General features: G+C 63.7%; 21 protein-coding genes, 1 tRNA gene and 1 pseudogene. 12 read left to right on the top strand and 11 right to left on the bottom strand.

The annotated features are described in order from the left end of the window. The first annotated feature begins 132 nt into the window (after window positions 1-132). The 3 genes and pseudogenes from OKA05_RS25835 to OKA05_RS25830 all read left to right on the top strand — a co-directional run bounded on the left by OKA05_RS25835 (window position 133) and on the right by OKA05_RS25830 (window position 3,140). The gene (locus OKA05_RS25835) at window positions 133-1,911 is read left to right on the top strand and encodes an ABC transporter ATP-binding protein (RefSeq protein ID WP_264490109.1); all 1,779 of its coding nucleotides are present in this window, start codon (window positions 133-135) and stop codon (window positions 1,909-1,911) included. Window positions 1,912-2,144: 233 nt separating this feature from the next. Next, window positions 2,145-2,282, top strand: a pseudogene (locus OKA05_RS29390) (GYF domain-containing protein); the annotation flags it as partial. A 75-nt stretch (window positions 2,283-2,357) separates the two neighbouring features. Further along, window positions 2,358-3,140, top strand: a complete 783-nt coding sequence (locus OKA05_RS25830) for a TIGR00266 family protein (protein WP_343227001.1) — start codon at window positions 2,358-2,360, stop codon at window positions 3,138-3,140. A 93-nt stretch (window positions 3,141-3,233) separates the two neighbouring features. Here OKA05_RS25830 and OKA05_RS25825 read toward each other — a convergent pair whose 3' ends face one another. Continuing rightward, window positions 3,234-4,280, bottom strand: coding sequence for an agmatine deiminase family protein (locus tag OKA05_RS25825; protein ID WP_264490107.1), 1,047 nt, complete (start codon window positions 4,278-4,280; stop codon window positions 3,234-3,236). Window positions 4,281-4,318: 38 nt separating this feature from the next. On the opposite strand from OKA05_RS25825, the gene OKA05_RS25820 reads away from it, so the two are divergent. Together OKA05_RS25820 and OKA05_RS25815 are read left to right on the top strand one after the other, a co-directional pair. Continuing rightward, entirely contained in the window at window positions 4,319-5,269 is a 951-nt protein-coding gene (locus OKA05_RS25820; RefSeq protein WP_264490106.1) for an ADP-ribosylglycohydrolase family protein, read from the top strand. A gap of 98 nt (window positions 5,270-5,367) precedes the next feature. Next, window positions 5,368-6,564, top strand: coding sequence for a metallophosphoesterase family protein (locus OKA05_RS25815; RefSeq protein WP_264490105.1), 1,197 nt, complete (start codon window positions 5,368-5,370; stop codon window positions 6,562-6,564). Here the strand turns inward: OKA05_RS25815 and OKA05_RS25810 are convergent, their stop codons facing one another. The 5 genes from OKA05_RS25810 to OKA05_RS25790 form a co-directional block, all read right to left on the bottom strand. After that, the gene (locus OKA05_RS25810; RefSeq protein WP_264490104.1) at window positions 6,565-6,960 is read right to left on the bottom strand and encodes a DMT family protein; all 396 of its coding nucleotides are present in this window, start codon (window positions 6,958-6,960) and stop codon (window positions 6,565-6,567) included. It lies immediately after the preceding gene. Window positions 6,961-7,001: 41 nt separating this feature from the next. After that, window positions 7,002-8,222, bottom strand: coding sequence for a matrixin family metalloprotease (locus tag OKA05_RS25805; protein ID WP_264490103.1), 1,221 nt, complete (start codon window positions 8,220-8,222; stop codon window positions 7,002-7,004). A gap of 83 nt (window positions 8,223-8,305) precedes the next feature. After that, the gene (locus OKA05_RS25800; protein WP_264490102.1) at window positions 8,306-9,346 is read right to left on the bottom strand and encodes an Lnb N-terminal periplasmic domain-containing protein; all 1,041 of its coding nucleotides are present in this window, start codon (window positions 9,344-9,346) and stop codon (window positions 8,306-8,308) included. Continuing rightward, a complete protein-coding gene (locus OKA05_RS25795) occupies window positions 9,301-10,254 on the bottom strand; it encodes a DMT family transporter (RefSeq protein WP_264490101.1) in 954 nt (317 codons plus the stop codon). The genes OKA05_RS25800 and OKA05_RS25795 overlap by 46 nt, the downstream gene beginning before the upstream one ends. Before the next feature lie 13 nt (window positions 10,255-10,267). After that, entirely contained in the window at window positions 10,268-10,807 is a 540-nt protein-coding gene (locus tag OKA05_RS25790; RefSeq protein WP_264490100.1) for a Uma2 family endonuclease, read from the bottom strand. A gap of 120 nt (window positions 10,808-10,927) precedes the next feature. Between OKA05_RS25790 and OKA05_RS25785 the strand changes: the two genes are divergently transcribed. Further along, window positions 10,928-13,168 carry a glycosyl hydrolase family 95 catalytic domain-containing protein gene (locus tag OKA05_RS25785; protein WP_264490099.1) on the top strand — a complete coding sequence of 747 codons (2,241 nt, stop codon included), beginning with the start codon at window positions 10,928-10,930 and terminating at the stop codon, window positions 13,166-13,168. Window positions 13,169-13,455: 287 nt separating this feature from the next. Here OKA05_RS25785 and OKA05_RS25780 read toward each other — a convergent pair. Further along, window positions 13,456-13,530, bottom strand: a tRNA-Thr gene (locus OKA05_RS25780). Between the two features lie 276 nt (window positions 13,531-13,806). Here OKA05_RS25780 and OKA05_RS25775 point away from each other — a divergent pair. Next, window positions 13,807-14,232: a DUF5069 domain-containing protein gene (locus tag OKA05_RS25775; protein WP_264490098.1), complete on the top strand. Its 426-nt coding sequence runs from the start codon at window positions 13,807-13,809 to the stop codon at window positions 14,230-14,232. Next, window positions 14,229-14,483 carry a VF530 family protein gene (locus OKA05_RS25770; protein WP_264490097.1) on the top strand — a complete coding sequence of 85 codons (255 nt, stop codon included), beginning with the start codon at window positions 14,229-14,231 and terminating at the stop codon, window positions 14,481-14,483. Before OKA05_RS25775 ends, OKA05_RS25770 begins: the two co-directional genes overlap by 4 nt. On the opposite strand, the gene OKA05_RS25765 is transcribed toward OKA05_RS25770, so the two are convergent. Continuing rightward, window positions 14,395-15,315 carry a DMT family transporter gene (locus tag OKA05_RS25765; RefSeq protein ID WP_264490096.1) on the bottom strand — a complete coding sequence of 307 codons (921 nt, stop codon included), beginning with the start codon at window positions 15,313-15,315 and terminating at the stop codon, window positions 14,395-14,397. The two genes, OKA05_RS25770 and OKA05_RS25765, sit on opposite strands and share 89 nt — an antisense overlap. Further along, a complete protein-coding gene (locus tag OKA05_RS25760; RefSeq protein ID WP_264490095.1) occupies window positions 15,312-16,754 on the bottom strand; it encodes an aminotransferase-like domain-containing protein in 1,443 nt (480 codons plus the stop codon). Before OKA05_RS25760 ends, OKA05_RS25765 begins: the two co-directional genes overlap by 4 nt. Window positions 16,755-16,870: 116 nt before the next feature. Here OKA05_RS25760 and OKA05_RS25755 point away from each other — a divergent pair, with 116 nt between their 5' ends. Both OKA05_RS25755 and OKA05_RS25750 read left to right on the top strand, forming a co-directional pair. Then, complete coding sequence (locus OKA05_RS25755; protein WP_264490094.1) at window positions 16,871-17,080, top strand: hypothetical protein; 210 nt, start codon at window positions 16,871-16,873, stop codon at window positions 17,078-17,080. Between the two features lie 623 nt (window positions 17,081-17,703). Next, on the top strand, window positions 17,704-20,700 hold the full coding sequence (locus OKA05_RS25750) for a glycosyl hydrolase family 95 catalytic domain-containing protein (protein WP_264490093.1): 2,997 nt from the start codon (window positions 17,704-17,706) through the stop codon (window positions 20,698-20,700). Between the two features lie 223 nt (window positions 20,701-20,923). Here the strand turns inward: OKA05_RS25750 and OKA05_RS25745 are convergent, their stop codons facing one another. Further along, complete coding sequence (locus OKA05_RS25745; RefSeq protein WP_264490092.1) at window positions 20,924-21,805, bottom strand: polyprenyl synthetase family protein; 882 nt, start codon at window positions 21,803-21,805, stop codon at window positions 20,924-20,926. Between the two features lie 78 nt (window positions 21,806-21,883). After that, complete coding sequence (locus OKA05_RS25740; protein ID WP_264490091.1) at window positions 21,884-22,885, bottom strand: aspartate-semialdehyde dehydrogenase; 1,002 nt, start codon at window positions 22,883-22,885, stop codon at window positions 21,884-21,886. A gap of 215 nt (window positions 22,886-23,100) precedes the next feature. Between OKA05_RS25740 and OKA05_RS25735 the strand changes: the two genes are divergently transcribed. Both OKA05_RS25735 and OKA05_RS25730 read left to right on the top strand, forming a co-directional pair. Further along, window positions 23,101-24,513 (top strand): sugar transferase, encoded by a 1,413-nt coding sequence (locus OKA05_RS25735; protein WP_264490090.1) that lies wholly within the window; start codon window positions 23,101-23,103, stop codon window positions 24,511-24,513. Window positions 24,514-24,588: 75 nt separating this feature from the next. After that, complete coding sequence (locus OKA05_RS25730) at window positions 24,589-25,515, top strand: ribose-phosphate diphosphokinase (RefSeq protein WP_264490089.1); 927 nt, start codon at window positions 24,589-24,591, stop codon at window positions 25,513-25,515. Window positions 25,516-25,641 lie beyond the last annotated feature (126 nt).

Here is a 25,641-nt window from a genome sequence, read left to right as displayed (position 1 = left end):
GGTCCACACTCTCCGGGTGCGGCCAAGCAGTTCTGGTGGCCGTCGGGAACGTTCTCCCCGGCCTTCCGGGGGCTTCAAACGTGTCCGCCTAGACGTTTGACGCCCGGAGCGGCATGGGTTCCCATCCCGCGCATGCCGAAAGCGGAGCCGGAAACAAAAAAGGGGAGTGGGAAAGACGGGCTCGCCTGGGTGCTCGGCTATCTGCGCCCCCACCGGAAGATCTTCATCCCCTCGGTGATCGCGCTGTTCGTCACCGCCGGGCTGTCGCTGGCGTTCCCGCTTTTCCTCAAGGATCTGATCGGCGATCCGGCCGACTCGTGGAAAAACGGGCTGGATGCCGCGGCGACCCGGGCGAAGGCCGACCAGAAAATCCTGATCCTGCTCGGCGTGCTGGCCGTGCAATCCTTCATCGCCTACTGGCGCGTCAAGGGCTTCACCCGCTCCGGCGAGGCGGCGCTCAATGACCTGCGCCGCGAGCTTTTCGGGCACCTGATGAAGCTGCCGGTGCCGTTCTTCCAGGACCAGCGCGCCGGCTCGGTCAGCAATCGTGTCTCCGCCGACCTCGGGACCGTCCGCGAGACCCTACTCAATACGCTGCCCCAGGCGGCGCGGCATAGCGTGATCCTCCTCGGCAGCCTCGTGGCCGTGTTCTTCTTCTCGTGGAAGCTCTCGCTGGTGATGCTCGCCAGCGTTCCCGTCGTGGTGCTCGCCATCGCAATGTCCGGTCGCCGGGTCCGCCAGCATTCGCGCGATGCCCAGGAGGCGCTCGCCGAGTCCGGCATGGTGATGGAGGAAAGCGTGCAGGGCATCGCCGACGTGAAGGCGTTCTCGAACGAGCCGTTCGAGCTGGCCCGCTACGATCGCGCGCTTTCCCGGTTCTTTGATGTCACTTTGCGCGGTGCGAAGGCACGGGCGGCGTTCCTGTCGTTCATCATCTTCGCGATGTTCGGCACCATCGCCGGGGTCGCGTGGTTCGGCTCGCACATGCTGGCGAATGGCGAGATCTCGCAGACCAACTTCATGGCCTTCGTGCTGTTCAGCGTCTTCGTCGGCGCCTCGCTGGGCTCGATGCCGGAGATCATTTCCCAGGTGCAGGCGATGTCCGGCGCGACCGAGCGCCTGCGCGAGCTGATGGCCGAGAAGCCGGAACTCACTGGCAGCCGGGCTGCCGACAAGCTCCACGGCGAGTTGGCCTTTGAGAATGTGCGTTTCCGCTACCCCTCGCGGCCTGAGGCGCCGGTGCTCCACGAGTTGTCATTTCACGTTGCGCCCGGCAAGCGGGTGGCCCTTGTCGGTCCCTCCGGCGCGGGGAAGTCGACGGTGTTTTCGCTGATCCTCGGCTTCCATCAGCCGGAAAGCGGTCGCGTTTTGTTTGACGGTGCCGATGCCTCGGAGCTGGAGCTTTCCTCGCTGCGCAAGCAGATCGCGGTGGTACCGCAGGAGGTGATGCTCTTCGGCGGATCGATCCGCGAGAACATCGAATACGGCCGGCCGGGTGCCAGTGCGTCTGACATTGAGAATGCCGCCAAGCAGGCGAATGCGCACCAGTTCATCGCCTCGCTGCCGGAGGGTTACGATACCATGGTCGGCCCGCGTGGCACCAAGCTCTCCGGTGGCCAGCGCCAGCGCATCGCCATTGCCCGCGCGATTCTAGCCGACCCGCGGATTCTCTTGTTAGACGAGGCGACCAGCGCGCTGGATACGGAGAGCGAGCGATTGGTGAATGAAGCGCTGGAACGCTTGATGGCGGGTCGGACCAGCCTCGTTATCGCACATCGTCTCTCCACCGTGCGCCATGCCGATGCCATCCTCGTGATGAATCACGGCCGGCTTGTTGAAAGCGGCACGCATGAGGAACTTGTTGCGAAGCAGGGGACCTACCATTTGCTGGCGGAGACTCAGCTTTTGTAGACGCGGTGGTGATGCCGTGGAAGCACGGGAGAAGTCCGCAGTCAGGGACCACTCCGCACTGTTACCAGTGCGCCTACCTAGAAGGGCGTTCCTTCCCACGGTAGGCGCGGTGGTGACAACGCGGAGCGGTCCCCGGCGGCGGTTGGAAATCTCAGGCGATCCTCCACTCGCCACGCCTGCCGGTTCATGCATCCTTGCGCGTTTTTCCACCTCTCCTATTTTTCCATCCCACCATGAAAACCTGGCACTACCACAGCGCTTCCGGCTCCTCCGCTTCCACTTCCGAGGAAAACCTGACCGAACTGGTCGAGGGCGGCACGATCACTCCGCAGACCCTCATGTGGACCCAAGGCATGTCCGGCTGGGAACCCGCCGCGAAAGTCCTGCCCGATCTGTTTCAGGGTCCCGGCATGCCACCCGCCCTTCCCGCTGGAAGCCCGCCGCCGATGCGCGGCAAGCGTTCGCACGAGATCGACTATGAGATCATCGGCGAGTCGATCCAGATGGTCGAGATCGAGCTCGACCCCGGCGAGACCGTCATCGCCGAGGGCGGTGCGATGAACTACATGGAAGACGGCATCGCCTTCGAGACGAAGATGGGTGACGGCTCCACGCCGGACCAAGGCTTCATGGGTAAGCTGATGGCGGTCGGGAAACGAGCGCTGACCGGTGAGTCGATCTTCATGACTCACTTCACCAATCGCGTCAGTGGCAAGAAGCGGGTCACCTTCGCCGCGCCGTATCCCGGCACGGTCGTTCCCGTGGATCTCTCACAGCATGGGGGTGAGTTGCTTTGTCAGAAGGATGCCTTCCTTTGCGCGGCGATGGGCACCCAGCTCGGCATTGCCTTCAACAAGAAGCTCGGCGCGGGTCTCTTCGGCGGCGAGGGCTTCATCCTCCAGCGCCTGAATGGCGATGGCCTGGCCTTCGTCCACGCCGGGGGGACGGTGGTGCGGAAAGAACTGAATGGCGAGAAGCTGTTCGTGGATACCGGTTGCCTGGTCGCCTTCACGAAGGGCATCAGCTACGACATCCAGCGCGCCGGGAATCTCAAGTCGATGGTCTTCGGTGGGGAGGGTCTCTTCCTCGCCACCCTGCAGGGACACGGCACGGTGTGGCTCCAGAGCATGCCCTTCGCGCGTCTCGCGCAGCGCATTGTCAGCGGGTATGCCAGCGGGCGCGAGCAGGGGTCCGCACTCGGCGGGCTGGGGAACTTGTTCGGGGATTGATCTGCCATGGCGTAGCTTGAGATAACGGGTGTCGACGTTCCGTCGACACGGTGTGGACGGAACGTCCACACTCCTTATCGGGCTGCGCCCCGCTCAAGCCGGCTGCTGCTGCGAGATGCAGTGCAGCGTGCCGCCCTCTTCCACGAGGTCGAGGCAGTCGATGGCCAGCACCGTGCGGTCGGGGAAGAGTTCGCGGAGCTGGCCGAGTGCCTGGTCGTCATTGCGATGCTGGCGGAAGGTCGGGACCAGCACGCCGCCATTCACGATCAGGAAATTGACGTACGATGCGGGTAGTACAGGCAAGCGCCAGCCGGGGACTTCGCAGGCTTCGGGCAGGTTGAGGTGGACGACTTCGAACGGCCGGCCATCGGGACGGGTGAAGGATTTCAGCCGGGCGAAGTTGTCTTCCAAGACGGCGTGATTCGGCGAGCCGCGGTCCTTTTCGAGGCAAGCGACGATCGTCGCGTCGTCGGTGAAGCGAGCGAGGTCGTCGATGTGGCCGTCAGTGTCATCGCCCTCGATGCCTTGCTTGAGCCATAGGATGTCGCGCACGCCGAGGGTGTCGCGGAGTTTTTGCTCGATGTCCTCGCGGGAAAGCCGCGGGTTGCGGTTCGGGTTGAGCAGCACCGCCTCGGTGGTCAGGAGCTGGCCGAGGCCGTTGATCTCGATTGCCCCGCCTTCGAGGATCATGCCGCCCTCGAAGCACTTCATGCCGAGCGAGTCTGCCACGCGGCGGGGGATCTCATTGTCGAGGTCGTAGGGAGGGAACTTGCCGCCCCACGCATTGAAGCCCCAGTCGCTGACGGCGACCTCACCGGTCTCGCGGTGCTTCACGAAGATCGGCCCGTGGTCGCGGCACCAGACGTCATTGTGCGGATGATCGAAGAGCTCGATGCGCTCCGGCACTGCCCGGGCGCGGTTGCAGGCGTCGAGGATGAGCTTGTGCTCCGAGCCGGGAGCATTGATGCGGATGGGCTCGAAGAGGCTGATCGCCGCGGCGATTTCGGCGAACTTCTCACGCATCAGCCCGTGCTTCGTCCCGCCCCAATGGCGCTCGTCATTGACCGGCCAGGACAGCCAGACGGCGGTCTGAGGGGACCATTCAGGGGGCATCGCGTAGCCAAGCGCGGCGGGAGTCATGGAAAGGACTTAGAACGGTGGAAGTCGGACGTCCAATCATGAACGTCGGATTGGAATTCGTTTCCGGACTGGCTAGGTCTTCCCGTGTGGATGAGGACGCGAGAAAGCAACGGCCCCGGGTCGTCTTGGAAGGCCTCTCGGTGGGCGATGCCTTTGGCGAGATGTGCGCCTACGGTCATGCCGAGGTGAGAAAGCGGGTCGCGCTCGGCGTGCCGGCCGGACCGTGGTGGTGGACGGATGATGCGGCCATGGCGGTTGGGATTGAAGAATGCCTCCATCGCTGCGGAGCGATCGAGGAGGACCTGCTGGCATGGATTTTCGCGAGGAACTACAAGCGCGATCCCGACCGCGGCTACGGCAAGATGGCGGCCCGCATTCTCCAACAGATCGGGGAGGGCGAGCCTTGGGAGAGGGTGTCGAAAGAGGCCTTCAACGGCGGCTCGATGGGGAATGGTGCCGCCATGCGCGTCGCTCCTCTAGGGGCGTGGTTTGCCGAGGACTTGGACCTCGTCGTGAAGCACGCGATGAAGTCGGCGCGGGTGACCCATTGGCATCCGGAGGGGATTGCCGGGGCGATCGCCGTGGCGGTGGCGACGGCTTGTGCGTGGCGAACGAGGGATTTGGCGCTGGATGCAGCCCTGGAAATCATCGCCACGGAGTTGCTTCAGCGCACGCCGGAGAGCGAGACGCGCTCGGGCATCGCGGCGGCGGTGACGATTGATCCAAGGCTTTCGCCGGAGGTTGTGGGCCGGCGGCTGGGCAATGGCTCGCTGGTCACCGCCCCGGATACGGTGCCCTTCGTGATCTGGTTGGCGCTTCGCTCGTTAGGTGATTTCCAGGAAGCGCTGATTTCGACGGTCGAGGCTGGCGGCGACTGCGACACGAATGCCGCGATGGTCGGGGCCATTGTCACCGCGCGGCTGGGAGTTTCCGGCATTCCTGCGGACTGGCTTGAGGCCCGCGAGGCATTGCCGCCCGCTGATGGATAGGGGACCGACTTTGTCGAGTTTCCCAAATCCCTTGGCATTTCCGCCAATGGTGGGGTTTTGGAGTGATTTCGGCGCTTTCGTGACGTATTCGGACGGACATGAAACGACGTGGATTCCTCGGAAAGGTAGCGGGCGGGGCGGTGGCTGGTGTGGCGGGAGTGACCTCCGCGCAGGAGAAGCAGCCGGCCATCGCGAGTGGACCCTTGATGAAGACCCCGGCGGTGATCATGGCCCCGCGCCACGATGGAGTGGAGGTGGTCTGGGCGGTCTCGAAGCTGTCCCGCGGCCGGGTGGAGTGGAAGGGCGAGGACGGCGGCAGCGGCACCGCCGCGGCGGACCGCTTCGGCTTCGTGCCGCAGGGCGATGAGATCCTGCGGGTGAAGATCGATGGCCTGAAGCCGGGCGGAAAGTATCAGCTCCGGGCCATCACCGAGGCGACCGATGGCAGCGGCAAGGAGGAGGGGCCGTGGAAGAAATTCGGTACCCTCGATCCCGCGGCGAAGGAAACCAGCTTCGTCATCTGGAACGACACGCACCAGAATGCGCCAACGATCCAGAAGCTTCACGCCTCGACCCCGCGCGGGGACTTCCTTCTTTGGAATGGCGATACCTGCAATGACTGGCATCAGGAGGACTGGCTGGTGCCGACACTGCTTCATCCCGCCGGTCAGGATGTCAGCGAAGACCGCCCGCTGTTGCTGGTGTGGGGAAATCACGACGTGCGTGGCAAGTGGGCCTTCAAGGTGCCGGAGATGGTGGCCACGCCCGGCGGCCGGCCGTTCTATGCCTTCCGCAGTGGGCCGATGGCAGTGATCTGCCTGCACACCGGCGAGGACAAGCCGGACAATCACCCGAGCTTCGGCGGCCGTGTCGCCTTTGAAGCGCTCCGCAAGGAGCAGGCTGAGTGGCTGAAGCAAGTCATCGCCCGCCCGGAATTCCGCGATGCTCCGTATCGCGTCGTCTTCTGCCACATCCCGCTGCGCTGGAAGAAGGAGGTGCCGGATGCCGGCTACGAGAAGGGCGGCTACGATGCCTTTAGTAGATTCAGCCGCGAGGCTTGGCACGATTCGCTGGTGGCGTGGAAGACCCAGGTGGTGATCTCCGGTCACACCCACCAGACGGCGTGGCTTCCGGGCACGGAAGAGTTTCCCTACGGCCAGCTCGTCGGCGGCGGTCCGCAGCCGGAGCGGGCAACGTGGATCGAGGGCAAGGCGGACGCGAACGCGCTGACCTTCGTGATGAAGAACCTCGAAGGGAAGGTGATCGAGCAGGTCGAGTTCAAGCCGTTGGCCTGATCACTCGGCATCCTGCCGAACTTCCACCGAAGCAGGCTCCGGCGGCTTCGGGGCGATCTTGTCGCGGAACATGAAGAACACCGCCCCGCCCATACACAGGGCGGCGTAGAGGTAGTTCAGCGTGATCTTCTCCTTCAGGTAGAAGACCGCGAAGGGGACGAAGACCGACAACGTGATGACCTCTTGCAGGATCTTGAGCTGGCCGGTGCTATAGGCGGACGACCCGATCCGGTTCGCCGGCACCTGCAGCAGGTACTCGAACAACGCGATGCCCCACGAGAAGAGCGCGGCGATGATCCACGGCTTTTCCTTCATGTCCTTCAGGTGGGCGTACCACGCGAAGGTCATGAAGATATTCGACAGCGTCAGGAGGCCGATGGTTTTGAGCAGCGTCACACGTCCCGAATAGCGCCGGCGCTGCCCGCGTCAAGCGGCGGTCAATGGTCGAGCCAAGGAGTGCCGCATTGGCAACCCTCGACGTCGATCGAAGGGGCCGATTGAGGAGCGGGAACCAAGGGAGGAGGCTCGACGAACAACGCGCCAGCCGCCGGAACATCGGTGGTCAAACGGTAAAAAGCCGTCGCAAGGCCGGGAGTGGCAGTGGAGAACTGTTGGATGGTGCCGTTGCCCGTTTGGGTCGAAAGGGTGGTCCAAGAATTCGCGGCAAGGGAAGGGCTTCGCTGCAGCCGGTAGGTGAAGCCACTGGTGCTCGGCCAGGAGAAGACGAAGGGGCTGGCAGAGGGGTCGAGACTCGGGACGGTCAAATCCAAGGGTGGATCGATCTCCCATCCCACGTCCCGGAGGGCGGCGATATCGAGGTCGGTCATGACCTTCTGGAAAGTGCCGTTGCCGCAGACGCTCGGATCCATCAGGGCGATTTGGGGGAACCCGTGAGGAGCGCCGAAGGCACCGTATGCCTTGCTGAGGATCTTATTGGTGTCGCTTGCCAGATAGCCATCGGTTCCGCCGCAGGAGTTGTCGCGCCAATGGCCGGTGCCCGAAAGAGGCACATTCCCCCCATAGACCTGGACGGCGTGCGCTCCGGTGAAGGTGCTGGCGGAAATCTTGGTCGTCCAGGAAGGTGCGCCGCCAAGCCCCAGGGCATGCCCCAATTCGTGGAGGGCAATCGGAAGGAAATCCGCAGAACCGGGGGCCGTGGGATCAGTCAGCGAGAAATTCCACGTCCTTCCCGTGTCGAACGTGATGGCCCCGCCCCATCGTGCGAAGTCGGTTGGCGTTGTCTCCAAGGCACCGGTTTGGCCGCGGCAAGCGAGGAGATCGAACCAAGCCTGGCTACCGGATGCGCCGTAGCCGCCGTAGCCGCCCAAGCCAGCACTGCTGAGTGCCCGGCCACCGGCGAAGATGATGATCGTATCGGCCGGCACCACCAAATTGGCGACCGGGAATTGGGTAGTGCCATTTCCTGGATGGGTGAATTTGGCCTCCCACGTATTGCCGCCGGCAGGATTGATTGCCGCGAGCGAGTCATGGATCAGCGGCTCGTAAAAGTCAGCGGCTGCTTCGAGCGCGGCCTTGGCTGCGGCGCTGTTGAAGAAGCCGTTGGTGTCGTAATCGTAGCGGAACTCGATTTTGAGCGCGAAGGCACTGCTGGTGAGGCCGAGCAGCGCCATGGCCGGGAGGTGATGGCGGAGTTTCATGGGAAGGAATGAGGAGCACCTCACTCATACCCAACGATTTCCTTAGGAAAACCCAATTTTACATCTTTGCATAAAATGCAGACTTACGGAGCAAATCCCGGCACATTTTGCCGGATTTTTTTCGAAAACTCCGGGTCATCTTGTGCCTCCATGGCGCGCTCATCGACATGGCCGCGCTGCTTGAGTTCGGCAAGGGGGAGGTCCTTCACCGCGAACAGGCCGTGCTCGGCGAACATCTCGTCGAGCTTGCCATTCAGCAGCAGCCGCAGGTCCGGGACGGTCTTCTTCTTGATGTGGACCTGCGAGCGGATGGCGGTGGTGCAGTTCGCGGTGAGCACGTTGTAGAAGCGCGGCTTGGCGGCGAGCTCTTGGATCTGGCTGACGTATTCGAGGAAGCGCACCCGCGCGTTTTCCGGCGTGGTAGCGAGCCGGAAAAGATATGCATCCTCGTCCTTGCGGATATTGGTGCGGACGCGGACGAAGTCGCGCTCATCACCGACCAGATAGCTCAGCTCGTAGAGTTTGTAGAGCCCGCCGAGTGTGGTGTAGGTCTCGCCTTTTTCCCGGCGGGTCTCGATGGAGAAGGCGATGTGTCCTTCATCGCCGAAGTCGAAGGAAAAGATCGGGTGCGCGATCAAGGGCGAGCCCCAGTAGTTGAGGAAGAAGTCGATGCCGCGCAGCTTCGAGAGGTGGACGGTGCGGGTCTCCCAGCGTTCGGTGATGGTGCCATCGAGCTTGTAGTCGAAGTTGCGGAAATTCGTGAAGGTGACCGTGTCGCCCTCCACCGTGGCATTCGCGGTGCGGGCGTATTCCGGCGACCAGTTGCGGTCGTTGCGCGGCTGCTTGAATGACCATGGCAGAATGACCAGCGCCAGCGCGCCAGCGAAGGACAGCCAGCGGTCGCGCTTTGAGCGGGCGCGTAACAGCAGGAAGACCGTGAGTGCCGCCCACAGGATGGCGAGGACCAGATTGCCCGAGCCCGGAAAGGGGCCGTCGTAATTGACCGCACCGAAGCACCACAGCGCGGGAACCACCATCAGCAGCCGCAGCAGATTGCGGCCGATGAAGCGAAGGGCTTTCAGGGTGCGGGAGCGATCGCGGGCGGGTGGGGTCGGCGTTTCCATTGCATCAGGAGGTTGGCGGCGAGGATCAGCGAACCTCCCGCCACCAGCGAGAAGGTGAGGGATTCGTTCGGATAGCTGCTGCCGACAAGTTGGCCTAACATCACTGGCAGGAACAGCACGAACCCGGCGGTGAAAACCGGCTCGGTGGTGTAGATCAGCCCGGCCTCGGTGGCGGGGACGCGAGGTTGCCAAGTATTCATCAGGCCATAGGCACCCACCGAGCAGACCAGCGCGAGGACCAGCAGCAAGGTGATCGCCGGCCACGATGCGGCAGGGGAGATCAGATGGGCGGCATCTGGGGCGAGGAAGGCACTCACGGGCAGGAAGATCGCCGCGATCGCCACGCACATCGCGAAAGTGACGGGCAAGCCACGATTCCCCTCGTACTTCGGATTCTCCAGCGTGAGGATCTGGAAGGTGAAGATGAAGGCGGCGGCCAGTGTCGCGGCCTCGCCCTTGCCGATCTTCAATTCACCGGGCCTCACACCGGAAAGAATCGCCCCGCCGACGATGACGAGCGCGGTGGCGGTCACCACCTTCAGCGTCGGCGCGCGGCGCGTTTTCACGCACGCCACCAGCGGGAGGATCACGCAGTAGGCCTGGGTGAGGAAGGCGGAGGTGGAAGCCTCGGTGTAGCCGAGGCCCCATGCCTGCAGGGCCATGCCGAGTCCGCCCCATGCGCCGAGCCAGGTGCCCTGAATGACCTCCTTGCGCGTTGGCCACTGTCTTACCACCAGCGGGATCATGATCGCGGCGGCCAAGGCGAAGCGCGCCATCTGCAGCCACGCGGCGAAGAAGACCTTGGAGGCCTCCGGCAGGCGCGCGGTTTGCTCCAGGTCCAGCGCCTTGATGACGGGAAAGCTGACCGCCCACAAGACGCAGGCGAGGATGAGCATGGCGATGGGCACGGCCGAGCTTTGCCTACCCGATCGACTCCGGGAAGCCCGGACAATAGAGCGACTTTTCGGCAGCCACCAGGGGCGCGTCGCGCAGAAAGAAAGACATGCGTCCCTTGGTGTCGCAGAACCAGACTTCGTCGGCTCCGGCTTGGAAGAGAAGGGAACGCTTCTCTTCCATTTCGTTGCGGGTGTTGCCGGGCGATAGGACTTCCACGCAGATCTCCGGCGCGATGAAGAGGACCCCGCTGCGAAGTGCTTGTTTCCGTCGTTCCTCTGAAATCCAGACCGAATCGACTCCCCGGATTCCCTTCGTCGTGGAGACTGGGCACTCCGTTGATGCACCGTCATGTCCAAGAAGTTCGCCGAGTAACCGAGCGATCCGATACTGGAATTGGGAATGTTCGAATGCCGGGGGTGGACTCATGAGAATATGACCGTGTGCGTCCGACTCGACCCTGCCCGCGATTGCCCGCACCTGTGGGTCGGCGCAAATCTCCTGCCAGCGCGCCAGATTGAAGGCGTGCCGGTCGCCGATTTGCGGGAGATCCAGAACGGCGTCCATGCCAAGTCACTCTAGCGGAAGCGCCCGCCCGTGCAATCCCTCTGTCGGGACGCATGGATAAATTTGTATGACAAATGTGGCTTGCCGTTTTGTGGCGGCGTTTGTCAGCCTACCGGTTCCATGAAGATCCTGCGCGCCGCATTTCTGATCGCTGCCCTACTCCTCCCCGCTACGGCCCTGGAAGAGAGGATCGACTGGCCTGCCTTTCTCGGCGGCCACGATCCGGTCTGGAACCGCATGGGCAAGGAGTGGTGGGAAGCTCCCTTCGTGGGCAATGGCGAGCTTGGCATGATGGCCCGCCTGGCAGGTGAAAATGCGCTCAGTTTTCAAGTGGGCAGCAATCGCGTCCACGACCACCGCACCGATGACCTGTGGCAGGGCAAGGTGCCGGACGCGATCGAGGTGCAGAACCGCGGCCGCCTGCCGATCGGGCGCTTCGAGTTGAAGACGGAGGGAAAGATCGACCCCGCGAAAAGCACCGCGCGCATCGACCTGTGGAATGCCGAAGCGCGCGGCAAGCTGGTCACCGATCGCGGCGAGGTCGCGTGGCGGATCTTCATTCACGCGACGAACGGGGCCGGCGTCATCGAGCTGAAACGAAGCGGGGGTGAAGGTGGAGCCACGCTCGACTTCGTGGCCGAGCCAGCGGTGAGTCCCCGGGAGAAAAATTTGTCCGCGGAGTTCCGCAACCAACGCGTTCCCAATCCACCCGCGAAGTACGAGGGAGATCGTAGCAAGGGTCGTTCTGGGCAATCGCTTGCCGCGGGCGGAGGCTACGTCACGGCGTGGGAGCAGAAGGACAACAAGCTATTTTGGACCGTGGCCTATGACACCAAGGAACTTCCTGCTGCAGAGGCCCAAGGTCTCGTGAAGGAATCCGCGGCCGCTGCATTTGCCACGCTCGAAAGCTCGCACCGCGAGTGGTGGCACCAGTGGTATCCCAAGAGCTTCTTCAGCTTTGGCGATCCCTACTGGGAATCCTTCTACTGGATCCAGATCTACAAGATGGCCTCGGCTACCCGGGCCGGGGGCGGCCTGATCGATAATAGCGGCCCGTGGCTCCAACCGTCCGGCTGGGCCGCCACCTGGTGGAATCTGAACGTGCAGCTCAGCTACTCGACCTTCTACTCGTCCGGCCGTTTCACGGAGGCGGAGTCCGTGCCGAAGCACCTCGCGGCGGGACTCGATGGCATGATCCGCTCGGTGGATGAGAAGTATCGCGCCGACTCCGCGGCCCTCTGTCGCAATACCGGGCCGGACCTCTTCGGCTGGGCTGGCCAACCGGGTGGCCGGCCGATTCGCGAGCGTGCCGACATCGGCATGGAGGCCGGCAATCTGCTGTGGATCTGCCACAATCTCTATCGCCACTACCGCGTCTCGATGGATGAGCGCATTGGCAAGGAACAGCTCTTCCCGCTGCTCAAGCGCGCGGTGAATTACCACCGGCATTTCCTCACCGAGGGACCGGATGGACTGCTGCACCTGCCGAAGACCCACAGTCCCGAGTATGGCGAGGCGGCCGATGCGAACTACGATCTTGCGGGTCTCGTGTGGGGCTGCCGCACGCTGTTAGAGATGGATGGCAAGTTCGGCGCGAAGGATCCGCTCGCCCCCGAGTGGCGGCGCATCCTAGAGAAGCTGGTCCCTTTCCCGAAGGACGAGGACTCGTATTTCATCGGGGCCGGCATGCCTTACGCAAAGAGCCACCGCCACTGGTCGCACCTGCTCATGATCTATCCCTACGGGATCGTGACGCCGGAAAGCCACGGCGCAGAGTGGATCAAGTCGAACCTCGACCATTGGCACTCGAAGAAAGGCGCGCTGCTGGGCTACTCCTTCACCGGCGGCATCGCCATGTCCGCGATCCTCGGCGATGGCGCACGGGCGCAGGGCTTTCTCGACGGCTTCCGGAAGTTCGTCGATGCGAACACGCTCTACCGCGAAGGCGGCTCGGCACCCGTCATGGAGACACCGCTTCACTGTGCGACCGCGTTGCAGGAAATGGCCTTCCGCAGCCAGAATGGAATCATCCACGTTTTTCCCGCCCTGTCGCCGAAGTGGGAAAAGACCGTCTTCCGCGGCTTCACGGCGGAGGGCGGCTTCGAGGTCAATGCCGCCGCCGGGCAGGGGAATGTCCGCTGGATCGTCCTCACCGCGCCGCACGCCGGCGAGGTCGTGCTCGCGGCGAAGGGCATCAGCGCGCTGAAGCGTGATGCCAAGGACATGACCGTGGAGGTCCTTTCGCCGGACCGCCTCAAGCTCGTCTGCCAAGCCGGCGGCCGGATCGACCTGACCGACGGTAGCACGGGCATCGTAGAACCCGCGGGCGGGAAGGGGACGAATCCCTTCGGCCTGAAGTGAGAAGAATTGCGTGAACACATCCCACGTGCTAGGGTCCTAGCGATGAAATTCCTCCCCTTGCTCGCCCTCGTGTTGGCCGGGTGCTCTTCGTCCATTCCCCGCGTGACCGCGCCCGTGTCGGCGTGCTGCGGCGATTATTCCAACGCGAAATGTTCTCCGACGGGCACATGCACGGCCTGCAAGAACTGTAAAAACTGCGGCCACTGCAAGGCGGGCGGCACCTGTAGCGTCTGCAAGCCCTGAGGCTCTCCCGGCATTCCCGCACCTTCGGGAAAATGCGTGGGAAGTGGAGCCGATGAAGGGATTTGAACCCCCGACCTGATCATTACGAATGACCTGCTCTACCCCTGAGCTACATCGGCGTTACCTCGCGGAACGGGCGGGAATGAACCAGAGCCAGCGGGGTCCGGCAAGCGGATTTCCCGCGGGTGCATTTGGAGATATCAACCGCGAATGGATGCGAATGAACGCCAATTTTGAAGGGATCGGGCCTTCGCGCCGAAAATCGGATGCTTGGATGTCTTCAGTCGCCCGGTCCCAAGGCTCCTGATTTGCGTCGATTCTTGGTGAAGCTGCCGCACTCGCGAGGCGTGTGTCATGACAATTGCGCCGCGGCCTGATCCTGCGAGAATCCCGCCATGCCCCGCTTTCCCCGCAGCGCCTACGATCAAACCGGCGGACTCGTCTATTTCCCTCGGATGTGCGACAAGATCCGCCTGCACGCCGCCGGGGAACTCGGCCAGGACTATCACGGCTACCTCGGGAAGGGGTTCGATGGCCGGATTTGCGCCTTTCTCCGGGTGGACTACGCGGACGTGAAAACCCGCATTATCGGAGGGGCCAGCGACGAGGATACGCTCGCGTGGTGTCTCGGTGAAGGCCGCGGACTGCATGCGATCGACTACCTGGTGTGGAACGGTTTCGCCTGCAAGCGCGGTTGGCGCGATGAGGACGGCGGCACGGAGTTCTTTGAGAAGGCCAAGGCCGATGGGGGTTTCGCGGACCGCGCGGAGCTGATGACGATGTTCGATTTCTACGAGTACGACGAGGGTCGTAAGTCATGAGCGAGGAACCACCGCCATCGAGAGAGCACCCGAGGGATCCGCTGCATGGCGTGACGCTGGAGACCATCGTCCGCACGCTGCAGGAGCGTTACGGCTGGGAAGAGATGGGTCGCCGGATCCGGGTCAGGTGCTTCCTCGACAACCCGAGCATCAAATCCAGCCTCACGTTTCTGCGGAAGACACCGTGGGCGCGCGAGAAAGTGGAAGGCTGGTACCTCTGGGACCAGCGCCGCGGCGGCCAAGGGCGATGAGCCCGGCGACCAGCGCCGCGCATGCGACCGGTTGCCAGCCGAAGCGTTCGCCGAGGAAGGCCATCGCGAAGAGGAAGGTGAAGAATGGCTGGAGTAGCTGGATCTGGCCGACCTTCGCCACGCCACCGAGGGCGAGACCTTGATACCACGCGAACATGCCGAGGAAGGAGCTGACCAAGCTCAAGTAAGCGAAACCCGCCCACGATGATGTGGTGCCATGGACGCCGTAGTTAAGTCCCAGCCAGATCAGCGGGCCGAGGATGAAGGGCAGCGCCGCCGCCAGCGACCAGCACATGACCTGCCAGCCGCCCAGCTCGCGTGCGAGCCGGCCGCCCTCGGCATAGCCGATCGCAGCGAAGGCGACGGCCAATAGCAGCGCGCCATCCGCGGGAGTCAGCTTGCCGCTGCTCGCGGTAAGGGCGAAGGCAACGACGGTGACGCTGCCAGCCAGGCTGCATACCCAGAAGCGCCGCGATGGATTTTCCCCCGCGCGGAGGAAGGCTGCGCAGGCGGTGGCAAGCGGCAACAGGCCGAGCACCACGCCGCCATGCGAGGCATCCACGCGTTGCATTGCCCAACCGATCGACAGCGGGAAGCCGACGATTACGCCGAGCACGACGATGGCGAGGCGCTGCCATTGATCGCGCGATGGGAATGGCTGCTTTGTTAGAAACAGCAACATTGCCGCGGGCAACGCTGCCACCGCGGCACGACCGAGCCCGACGAAGGCCGGATCGAGTGACGCCACCGCCAGCCGCGTGGCGGGCAGCGTGAGGCCGAATGCCATCACGCCCGCCAGCCCGAAGAGCATGCCTTTGCGGGAAGCGTTCACGAGCGGTGATGCGGTGCGAGTTTGCCGAGAGTGGCGATGGCTTCCAGCGTGCGCTCGCCGAAGGCGAAGCCGCAGCTCAGGCGGAAGCAATGATTCAAGCCGCCGGAAGCGGAGAAGATGGTCCCGGGCGAGAGGCTGATGCCTTTCTTCAGCGCGGCCTGGGTGAAAGCCTGCGAGTCGAAGCCAGCCGGCATTTCCACCCACAGCACGAAGCCACCGGCGGGGCGGTTCACGCGGGCGTAGTCGGGGAAGTGCCGCAGCACCGCCTCGCGCGTCTGGGCGCATTGGCCGGCGTAGAGTCCGCGGATGCGGCGGAGGTGGCGATCGTATCCGCCGGCATCGAGGAAGCCGGCGATGACGAGTTCGGAGAGCGTGCCATTCCAAGGGCATTGGATGCCTTTCAAGCGCCGGATTTCCGCGAGGTGGGCACCGGGCACCAGCCAGCCGACGCGTAGGCCGGGGGCGATGGTCTTCGATACCGATCCGCAATGGATCACGCGATCGCTGTGGATGGCGATCGAGGGCGGGCGCACTCCATCGTGGGAGAGATCGCCATAGACATCGTCCTCGATGATCGTGAAGCCGTGCTTGTCCGCGAGGGCGGCGAGCGCCTTTTTGTTAGACTCGGGCATCACGCTGCCGAGCGGGTTCTGGAAATGCGGCTGCACGATGCAGGCGGCGATGGCGTGCTTCTTCAACGCCGTGGCCAAGGCTTCGACGACGAGGCCAGTGCGTGGATCGACGGGGATCTCGATGACCCGCAGCCCAAGGTCGCGGACCAGATTGAGCGTGCCGAAGTACGCGGGCGATTCCACGGCTACGAGATCGCCGGCTTTCGTGGTGGCGCGCAGGGCGAGCAGCAGGCCCTCGGTGGCCCCTTGGGTCGTGATGATTTCATCCGGTGCGACCTTCAGGCCGATGTCGAAGAGCCGTCGGGAAAGCGCGGCGCGCAGTTCGCGGCGGCCTTGTGGCGGTGTATAGCGCAGGGCTTCTGCGCCGTGCTTGCGCATTACCTCGCGGGTGATCCCGGCGAGCTTCGACTCCGGCACGATGCCGTCGCCCGGTGCCGCGGTCGCAAAGGGCACGAAGGCCGGGTCGCCGGCGGTGTCCATGATCGCCTCGATGATCGAGCCGACCTTCAGCGGCTTCGATGCGCGCGTGGCTGTCGTGGGAAAGCGGTCGGCCGTGATCTTGGGGGGCGCGACGAAGTAGCCGGAGCGCGGGCGGGCTTCGATGAAGCCTTCGTCCTCAAGGTGCCGATAGGCCTCCATCACCGTCGAGATGCTAACCCGGTGCTCGCGGCTGGTATGGCGGATTGAGGGAAAGCGCGAGCCCGCGGGAAAGGTTCCGGCGCGAATCAATCCGGCGAGCTTTTCGGAAAGCTCCTGGTGCAGCGGCGCAGCGGTAGGCATGGCAACGATCTTGGGCGGTTTAGCCATCGCCGCCAGATACAGCCGCCGCGAAACGAATGCAGTACAGATTCTGTACTCCGGCGATTTTCTTTCACCTGTACCTATCGACTGCGGGGGAGTCTGGCAGAGTCGGTTCGTCCGCCATGCCACTCGTCATCAAGCTCATCATCGTCGCATTCCTCGTCTTCTGGACCATCCTCGGAGGATGGCTTGTGATGAAATACGGTGCGCTCTTCGGCCCGCACCATGATCATCGCGCGGAGACCCCGGGAGCCCGCAGCTTCGGCCTCGCGCACATCGGCGCGGTGTGGGTCGGGGCCTTTGCGTTGGGGGTATGGTTCTTGTGTTTGTGACGGGAGCCCCGGTCGATTTTCGACACCATGGCTATTGCGTGAATGTCTATGGTTTCTCGCACCAACGGCACGATGTCCTGTCAACGACCCGGTATTCTCCAAGCCCCAAGGGGGCGTAATCCCTCAGCCCCGCCCAACGGGCGTGGTTTGCCATCCAGATCATAAGGAGGGCTGAAGGCCCGATAGACTAGGAGAGGATGGAAGCGGCATTGGGTCACATCCCATGTGCGAACTTGTTAGGGGAGATGCACGCCCGATGACGATGTGCGCTCCGCCCGTCTCGCGGCCCTTCAGGCCGCAATGATCCGCGCGCGGGCACCATGGACGTTGCCCGGGGCTGAGGGATGTCGCGCCGTTGGCGCTGGGAGAGGGGTGGTTGACTTGCTGCGACGAATTCCGAGAGACCCTTCAGCGGGGCGCGGGTTAGCATTTGGAATGCCGATTGGGTCTCTCTATATCAATAAATGGCACAGAAATATCCATTGAGTGACGTAATGTTCCTGCCACTGTGGCCGTGGCTTGGCGGCTTTGCCTTGCCAGGATCTCCATGAAAATCCATGCCGACGACAATGGATACAGCCGGGGCACCGGCTCCGCAAAGCTCTCCAATTTGACCTGAATCGATGTTCCTTTCCGCTTTTCTGTATCGCTGCCTCGCGGCTTCGCTCGTCGCCGCCGCCGCCGCGCTCGCCGGGCCGCTGGAAATCCGCTTCGCCACTCCCGCGACGGATTGGGAATCGCAGGCGCTGCCGATCGGCAATGGCCGGGTTGGGGCGATGATCTACGGCAGCCCACTTGCCGAGCGGATGCAGTTCAACGAGATCACCCTCTGGACGGGCGGCGCCAATCCTTCCGGCGGCTATGACGTCAATTCGTTCGGGGCCTATCAGAATTTCGGCGACCTTTACCTTGAGGAGGGTGCCGCGGGCCCGACGGTGTCCTGGCCCACGCTGGCTGACCACATGGCGGCCTCCTCCACCGAAACGGTCGCCAAGTCCGTGGACGGCAGCGTCGATACCAAGTGGTGCTTCGAGCACCTCAACAAGACCGTCATCTGGCAGGCATCCTATCCGGCGCCAGTGGTCTTCACCGGCTACTCGCTGGCCTCGGCCAATGACGTGGCGGCCCGCGATCCGAAGACCTGGACCTTCGAGGGCTCGAATGACGGCAGCTCCTGGACCCAGCTCGACAGCCGCAATCTCAGCGCGGCGACCACCCCGGTGTGGCCGTTCCCGAACCGGAAGCAGACCGTGAACTTCACCGCCGCGACATCCGGTGCCTACACGCACTATCGCTTCGTCTTCGCACCGAATACCGCGGTCCCTCATTTCCAAGTGGCGGAGATCACGCTGACGCCGGCTTTGACCACGGCAGTACCCGCCAATCTGGTTCGCTCGCTCGATGTCGCCGATTCCATCCACCGCGTGACCTGGATACGGAATGGAGTGAATTTCCTCCGTGAATCGTTCGCCTCGCATCCGCACCAGATCATCGCCACCCGTTTCTCGGCCGATCAAGCGGGGAAGATCAGCACCAGTTTCAGGCTCGTGGGAGCCCACGCGGAAACCACGGTGGCTGCAGGCAGCGAGATCGGCTTCGCCGCCGTACTGTCGAACAACGGCCTGCGCTACGCCACGCGGGTCCGAGTCCTCCACACGGGTGGTTCCTTGACCGTCTCCGGCAACACGCTGCGGGCGGAGAATTGCGACTCGCTGGTCATCCTCCACGCCGCGGCCACCGACTACGCGCTGGATGCCACCACCACCCCGGCCTTCCGCAATGGCATCAATCCCGCGGTGCCGGTCGCCGCCCGCCTCAATGCCGCGCAGGCCCTCGGCTACGATGGATTGAAGACAGCGCACCTTGCGGACTATCACGCGCTTTTCAATCGCGTCACGCTCGACCTGGGCGCGGCTCCGGCGGAAACGCTCACTCCCGCGCGGCTCACGGCGTACAAGGCGGGTGGCACCGACCGCCACTTGGAGTCGCTGCTGTTCCAGTTCGGCCGCTACCTGCTGATTTCCTGCTCGCGCGATTCGCTGCCGGCGAATCTCCAGGGGCTTTGGAACAACAGCAACAACCCGCCGTGGTTCTCCGACTACCACGTCAATATCAACCTCCAGATGAACTACTGGATGGCGGAGCCGGCGAATCTTTCCGAGTGCCACGAGCCGTTGTTCCGCTACCTCGGTGCCATCGCGCCGCTCAGCCGCACCGCGACCAAGGCCTCCTTCGGCGCGGAGACGCCGGGGTGGACCATGCGGACCTCGGTGAATCCCTTCGGCGGGCACGGGTGGGACTGGGACACGCCATCCTCCGCCTGGCTGGCCCGCCACTACTGGGAACACTATGCCCACAGTGGTGACACCGCTTTCCTGCAAGGCACGGCCTGGCCGGTCATGAAGGAGATCTGCGAATTCTGGATCGCCCGCCTGGTGACACGGCCGGATGGCAAGCTGGTCGGCCCGAATGGCTGGTCGCCCGAGCACGGGCCGACCGAGGACGGCGTCTCCTATGTGCAGGAAATCGTGTGGGACCTCTTCTCGAATACGATCGCCGCGGCGGATGTCCTCGGCATCGAGCCAGAATTCCGCGCCTTGCTGGCTGACAAGCGCTCGCGCCTGCTGGTCCCGGGAATCGGCTCGTGGGGGCAGGTGATGGAGTGGACCACGGAAAGGCCGACGATCGAGCACGACGGCCACCGCCACACCTCGCACCTCTATGCGGCGTATCCCGGTTCGCAGTTCAATCCGGTGGAGACGCCCGCCTATGTCGCCGCCGCGAAGATCTCGCTGCAAGACCGCGGCACCACCGGCGACTCGCGCCGCTCGTGGACTTGGCCCTGGCGCGCCGCCTTGTGGGCCCGCCTGGGAGATCCGAATAAGGCCTACGACATGGTACGGGGTCTCTTGACCTACAACACGATGTCGAACCTCTACACGACTCACACGCCATTCCAGATCGACGGAAATCTTGGCTTCCCCGCCGCGGTGTGTGAAATGCTCGTCCAGTCCCATGCCGGCGAGGTATCGGTGCTGCCGGCCTTGCCCTCGGCATGGGCGAGCGGCTCGTTCACCGGCATCCGTGCCCGCGGTGGCTACGAGGTGGATGCCGCTTGGCAGGGCGGGATTCCCACCGCGCTGGCGGTGCGCTCGTCGCGTGCGCAGGCAATCAAGCTCCGCCTGCCCGCGAGCATCAGCAGCCCCGGTGCCTTCGTCCGCAGCGGCAATTCCGTGCGCTCGGTGACCCGCCAAAATGGCGTGCTCGATTTTCCTGCGGAAGCCGGCGCGAGCTACCAGATCGACACCCGCGTCAATGACACCGGCGATGCGGACGGAGATGGCTTTAACACGGAGGCCGAATGGCTGGCCGGCACCGATCCGGCGCGCGGCGATTCACTGCCGCGGCTCAGGGTGACCCGCACCGAACAATCCCTGGGCCTGGAGTGGAATGAGATCCCCGGCCGCGAATATATCCTCCAGAGCTCGGCCGATCTCGACGAGTGGACCGATCTCATCACCCGGCAGTCCACCGCCGAAACGACTGCCAGCCATCCGCTGCCGGCCGGCGAACCGGACCATCGCTTCTACCGCATCAGCATCCGGCTCGGCGCACCGTGAAGATTTCCTCTCCTCCATCCCTGAACCGCTCACAGGCATCCGGATCCAAATCCGAAAGACTTGGTTCCTCGACTGCTAAGGCCCCGGTTACTCCTCTGCCTCCCTCCCGACTCGAATCGCCGAAGACCCGAAACTGCCTCCTCTTCCTCGCGCTTGCCTCCACAATCGCCTCCGCCGTCAACCGGACGCTCTCACTGTGGGCATTCTGACGGGCTCCGACCGGTCAATACTCCCGCTTCAGCAGGTAGTCCGCGATCTCGCGCAGGCGCTGGGCCTTCTTGCCGAGGGGTAGCAGGGCATCCATCGCTTCCTTGGTGAGCTTGGCGGCTTCCTTGCGGGACTTCTCCAGGCCGAGGATGGCGGGGTAGGTGGCCTTTTCGACCGCGGCGTCCTTGCCGGCGGTCTTGCCGAGGACTTCGGTGGAGGCTGTTACGTCGAGGATGTCGTCGATCACCTGGAAGGCGAGGCCAAGGGCGCGGCCGAAGATGCTGAGAGCTTCGAGTTGCTTGTCGGTGGCATTTGCGGTCATCGCGCCGAGGCGGATCGAGGTGGTCAGCAGCGCGGCGGTTTTCGCTTCGTGGATTTTCACGAGCTGGGCCTTGGTTAGCTTCTTGCCTTCACCCTCAAGGTCCATCACCTGGCCGCCGATGAGCTTGGTCGAGCCGCCGGTCAATGCGAGTTCGGCGACGTAGCTGCCGACGGGGTAGCGCTTCGCCGGATGGGTCTGGGCAAGGATGAGGAAGGCTTCGGTAAGGAGCGCATCGCCGGTGAGGACGGCCATGCCTTCGCCATAGACCTTGTGGCAGGTGGGGCGTCCGCGGCGAAGGTCATCGTCATCCATGCATGGCAGGTCATCGTGGACCAGCGAGTAGGTGTGCAGGATCTCCACCGCGCAGGCGGGCGGGATCGCGGACTCGGAATCGCCACCGCAGGCCTCAGCCGCGGCGAGGCAGAGGATGGGACGCAGGCGCTTGCCGCCGGCGAAGACGGTGTAGCGCATCGCCGCGTGGATGGTGGCCGGCTTTTCCTTCGCCTTCGGCAAGAAGGCATCGAGCGCGGCATCGACTTCAGCGGCGCGGGTGGCGAGGTAGGACTTTAAATCCATGGATGGTAGATGGCAGATGGTAGATGGCGGATGAAAGGCAAGAAATCTACCATCTGCCATCCTCCATCTACGATCTCGTCAGAGGATCTCGGCGATCTGCACGGCGTTGAGCGCGGCACCCTTGCGGACCTGGTCGCCGACGACCCAGAGGTCGAGGGCGTTGTCGAGGACCAGGTTCTTGCGGATGCGGCCGACGAGGCAGTCGTCCTTGCCGGTGGTGTCGAGCGGCACGGGGAAGACCTTGTTCGCCGGATCATCCACGACCTGGATGCCGGGCTTGCCGGCATAGGCGGCGCGGGCGGCTTCGACATCGACTGGCTTCTCAAACTGCGCGGTGATTGAAACCGAGTGCGAGCGATAGACCGGCACGCGGACGCAGGTGCAGGAGACCTTGAGGTCGGCGTGACCGAGGATCTTGCGGCCTTCGTTGAGCATCTTCATCTCTTCCTTGGTGTAGCCGTTGGCGGTGAAGGAATCGACTTGCGGGATGACGTTGAAAGCGATCTGGCGCGGATACACCTTTGGCTCGAAGGGCAGTCCGTTGGCGATCGCCTTGACCTGCTCTTCCAGCTCGATGATGCCCTGTGCGCCCGAGCCGGAGACGGCCTGGTAGGAGGAGGCGATGATCGACTTGAGGCCGAACTTCTCGTGCAGCGGCGCGAGCGCCATCAGCGAGATGATGGTGGTGCAGTTCGGGTTGGCGATGATGCCCTTCGGATGATCCTTCGCGGCGGCGGGGTTGATTTCCGGGACCACCAGCGGGACGCCATCGTCCATCCGGAAGGCTGACGAATTGTCGATCACGACCGCACCGGCGGCTGCCGCGGACGGGCCGAATTCGAGGGAAATGCCGCCGCCTGCGGAAAAGAGCGCGATGTCCACACCGGCGAAGCTGTCGTGTGTGAGCTCCTGCACGACGATGTCCTGGCCGCGGAATGGGATGCGTTTGCCGGCCGAGCGGGCAGAGGCCAGCAAGGTCAGTTTTCCGACGGGGAAATTCCGCTGTTCGAGACAGAGAAGCATTTCCTCGCCGACCGCTCCGGTGGCGCCGACGATCGCGACGTGCTTGGGTTCGCTCATGATTTGGAGGGCGGGACTTTAGGGGCGAAAGGCGGCATGGCAATCGAATCGTGCGGCTCCGGATTCATTGGAAGGAGCGGGGCCTGCGTGTTTTCCCGGGTGCCGGCGAAGGTGACAAAGCTGTCGCCTGTCCCTCCGCGTTTACGTGATTGCCATGGGAAGGCGCCCCATCCAAGGTCGGCGCGACTGCTTCAGGTCGCCCACGACTCCCCGTCATGCCGATGTCCACCGGACGCAAACAGGCTTTTTCCATTCAGGCGCTTCAGCTCCTGGATGCGGCGCTGGTTTGGCTGGGATTTTGGCTCGCGTCGATCGTCCGTGATCCGATCCGTGACTACTACGGGCTGCCCTCGATGGAGAGTTCCATCCTCGCGGACATGAGCTGGGTGCTCTACATCGCGGTGCCTTTCACGCCGCTGGTGCTGGAGCATTTCGGGTTCTACGAGCACGTCCGCCGGAAGTCCCGCCACAAGGCGCTGCAACAGATCGTCAAGGCTCTGGCCGTGATGGGACTGGTGCTCGGCTTGATCTCGGTATTCTCCCGGCTGCAGGAAGCCAGCCGCCTGATCCTCGGTATTGGTGCGCCGATCGTGGCGTTCCTGCTGCTGCTGCGCGACCGGGTGACTCGCAAGCGGATGATCCTCCTCGAGCGGAACGAAGGACGCCGCGAGCGGGTGGTTCTGGCGGGATCTGGACAGGATCTGGATGAATTGATCGAGGAGCTCGATCCCGAGGCGACCGGTGGCTGGAACATCGTCGAGCGCTTCGACCTGACCTCCCGCCCCGTGGAGGAGCTTTATGAATTGCTGAAGAGGGAAACTGTGGAGCGGGTGATCTTCGCCACCCGGCGCACCGCCTTCGACCGCGTGGCGCAGGCCGTGGAGGCTTGCGAGCTGCAAGGCGTCGAGGCGTGGATCGCGGCGTCTTTCATCCGCACCCAGATCGCCCGGCCGGTGTTCGATTCCATCGGGAACAAGCCGATGCTGGTGTTGCGTTCCACACCGGAGCTGAGTTGGGAACTTCTGACCAAGGAGGCCTTCGACCGGTTGGGGGCCCTGTTTCTGATCACCGTCAGTTCACCATTGTGGCTGATTGCGGCCATCGGCATTCGCTTCAACAGCCCGGGTGCTCCGATTCTCTTCTGCCAGAAGCGTGCGGGCCATTACGGCAGGCCGTTCCGGATGTGGAAATTCCGCACCATGGTGCCGAATGCCGAGGCCTTGCTGGAACAGATCAAGGCCGAGCACGGCAACCAGATGGACGGACCGGTCTTCAAGCTCGACCGCGACCCGCGCATTTTCCCTTTCGGCGGTTGGCTGCGCAAACTCAGCATTGATGAGCTGCCACAGCTCCTCAACGTGCTCACCGGCGAGATGAGCCTGGTCGGCCCGCGACCGCTGCCGCTCTACGAGGTGGCCGCCTTTTCCGAGCTGGCCCACCGCCGCCGCCTGAGCGTGAAGCCAGGCATCACCTGTGAGTGGCAGGCTGGCGGTCGCAACAAGATCACCAGCTTCGAGCAATGGGTGGAGATGGACCTCAAGTACATCGACAATTGGTCGCTGTGGCTGGATATCAAGATCCTGCTCAAGACCATCCCGGCTGTTCTGCTAGGCAGGGGAGCGAAGTAATTCCCTTCCGGCGGGGATTCGCCTTGAGGAATGCGGCATGACCGGCGGACGATGCGCCCGCCCCGTCGCTCCTGCATGAAACTCATCAGTGGAACCGCTCACCGCGCGCTCGCCGAGCGCATTGCCGATACCCTTGGCACCAAACTCGCCGATGTCCACGTCACGGCGTTTCCGGACGGTGAAACGTTCGTCAAGATCAACGAGAACATTCGCGGGGATGATGTCTTCATCATCCAGCCGAGCTGCCCGCCGACGAATCACAACATCATGGAGTTGCTGATCATGGTGGATGCCGCCCGCCGCGCCAGCGCCGGCCGGATCACCGCCGTGATGCCCTTCTTCGGCTACGCCCGCCAAGACCGCAAGGACCAGCCGCGGGTGCCGATCACCGCGAAGCTCGTCGCCAACCTGCTCACCTCCGCCGGGGTCGGCCGGGTGCTGACCATGGACCTGCACGCACCGCAGATCCAGGGCTTCTTCGATATTCCGGTGGACCATCTCTACGCGAAGCCCGCGCTCATCCACTACCTGCGCGAACGCCATCCGGACACCTCGAACCTGTGCGTGGTATCGCCCGATGTGGGCGGCGTGAAGATGGCCCGCGCTTATGCCGACGCGCTGGGTGCCGACCTGGCAATCGTCGCGAAGCACCGCGTCAGCGCCACCCGTGTGGAGGCGATGAACGTCATCGGTGAAGTGGAAGGCCGCGATGTGATCCTGATCGACGACATGACCGAGACTGCCGGAACCCTGACCGCTGCCGCGGAGATCCTCGGCAAGCACGGCGCCCGCCGGATCTTTGCCGCCGTTTCCCACGCCGTGCTGGGAGATCTCGGGCAGGAGCGAATCCAGAATTCGGTGATTGAGGAAGTCATCACCACCGACTCGGTCCCGCAGGCGTCCGGCCCGAAAGTCCAGGCTGTCGGCATCGCGCCGCTGCTTGGCGAAGCGATCCGTCGCATCAATGGCGGACAATCGGTGACCTCGCTGTTCGACTTCTGAGGTCCTCGAGTCCTTGAGAAACCTGCGCCGCCCGGGATCACCACTCCGCGCGGCGTTTTTCCGTTGGGGTCCGGAGATTCGATTCGGGTCTCGTCGGGAGAAAGATTTCCCGGGGGAGGGAATGTG

The organism is Luteolibacter arcticus, from assembly GCF_025950235.1.
GTDB lineage: Bacteria > Verrucomicrobiota > Verrucomicrobiia > Verrucomicrobiales > Akkermansiaceae > Haloferula > Haloferula arctica.
Note: the sequence above shows the minus strand (reverse complement) of the source record. Positions and strands in the feature narration are given on the sequence as shown.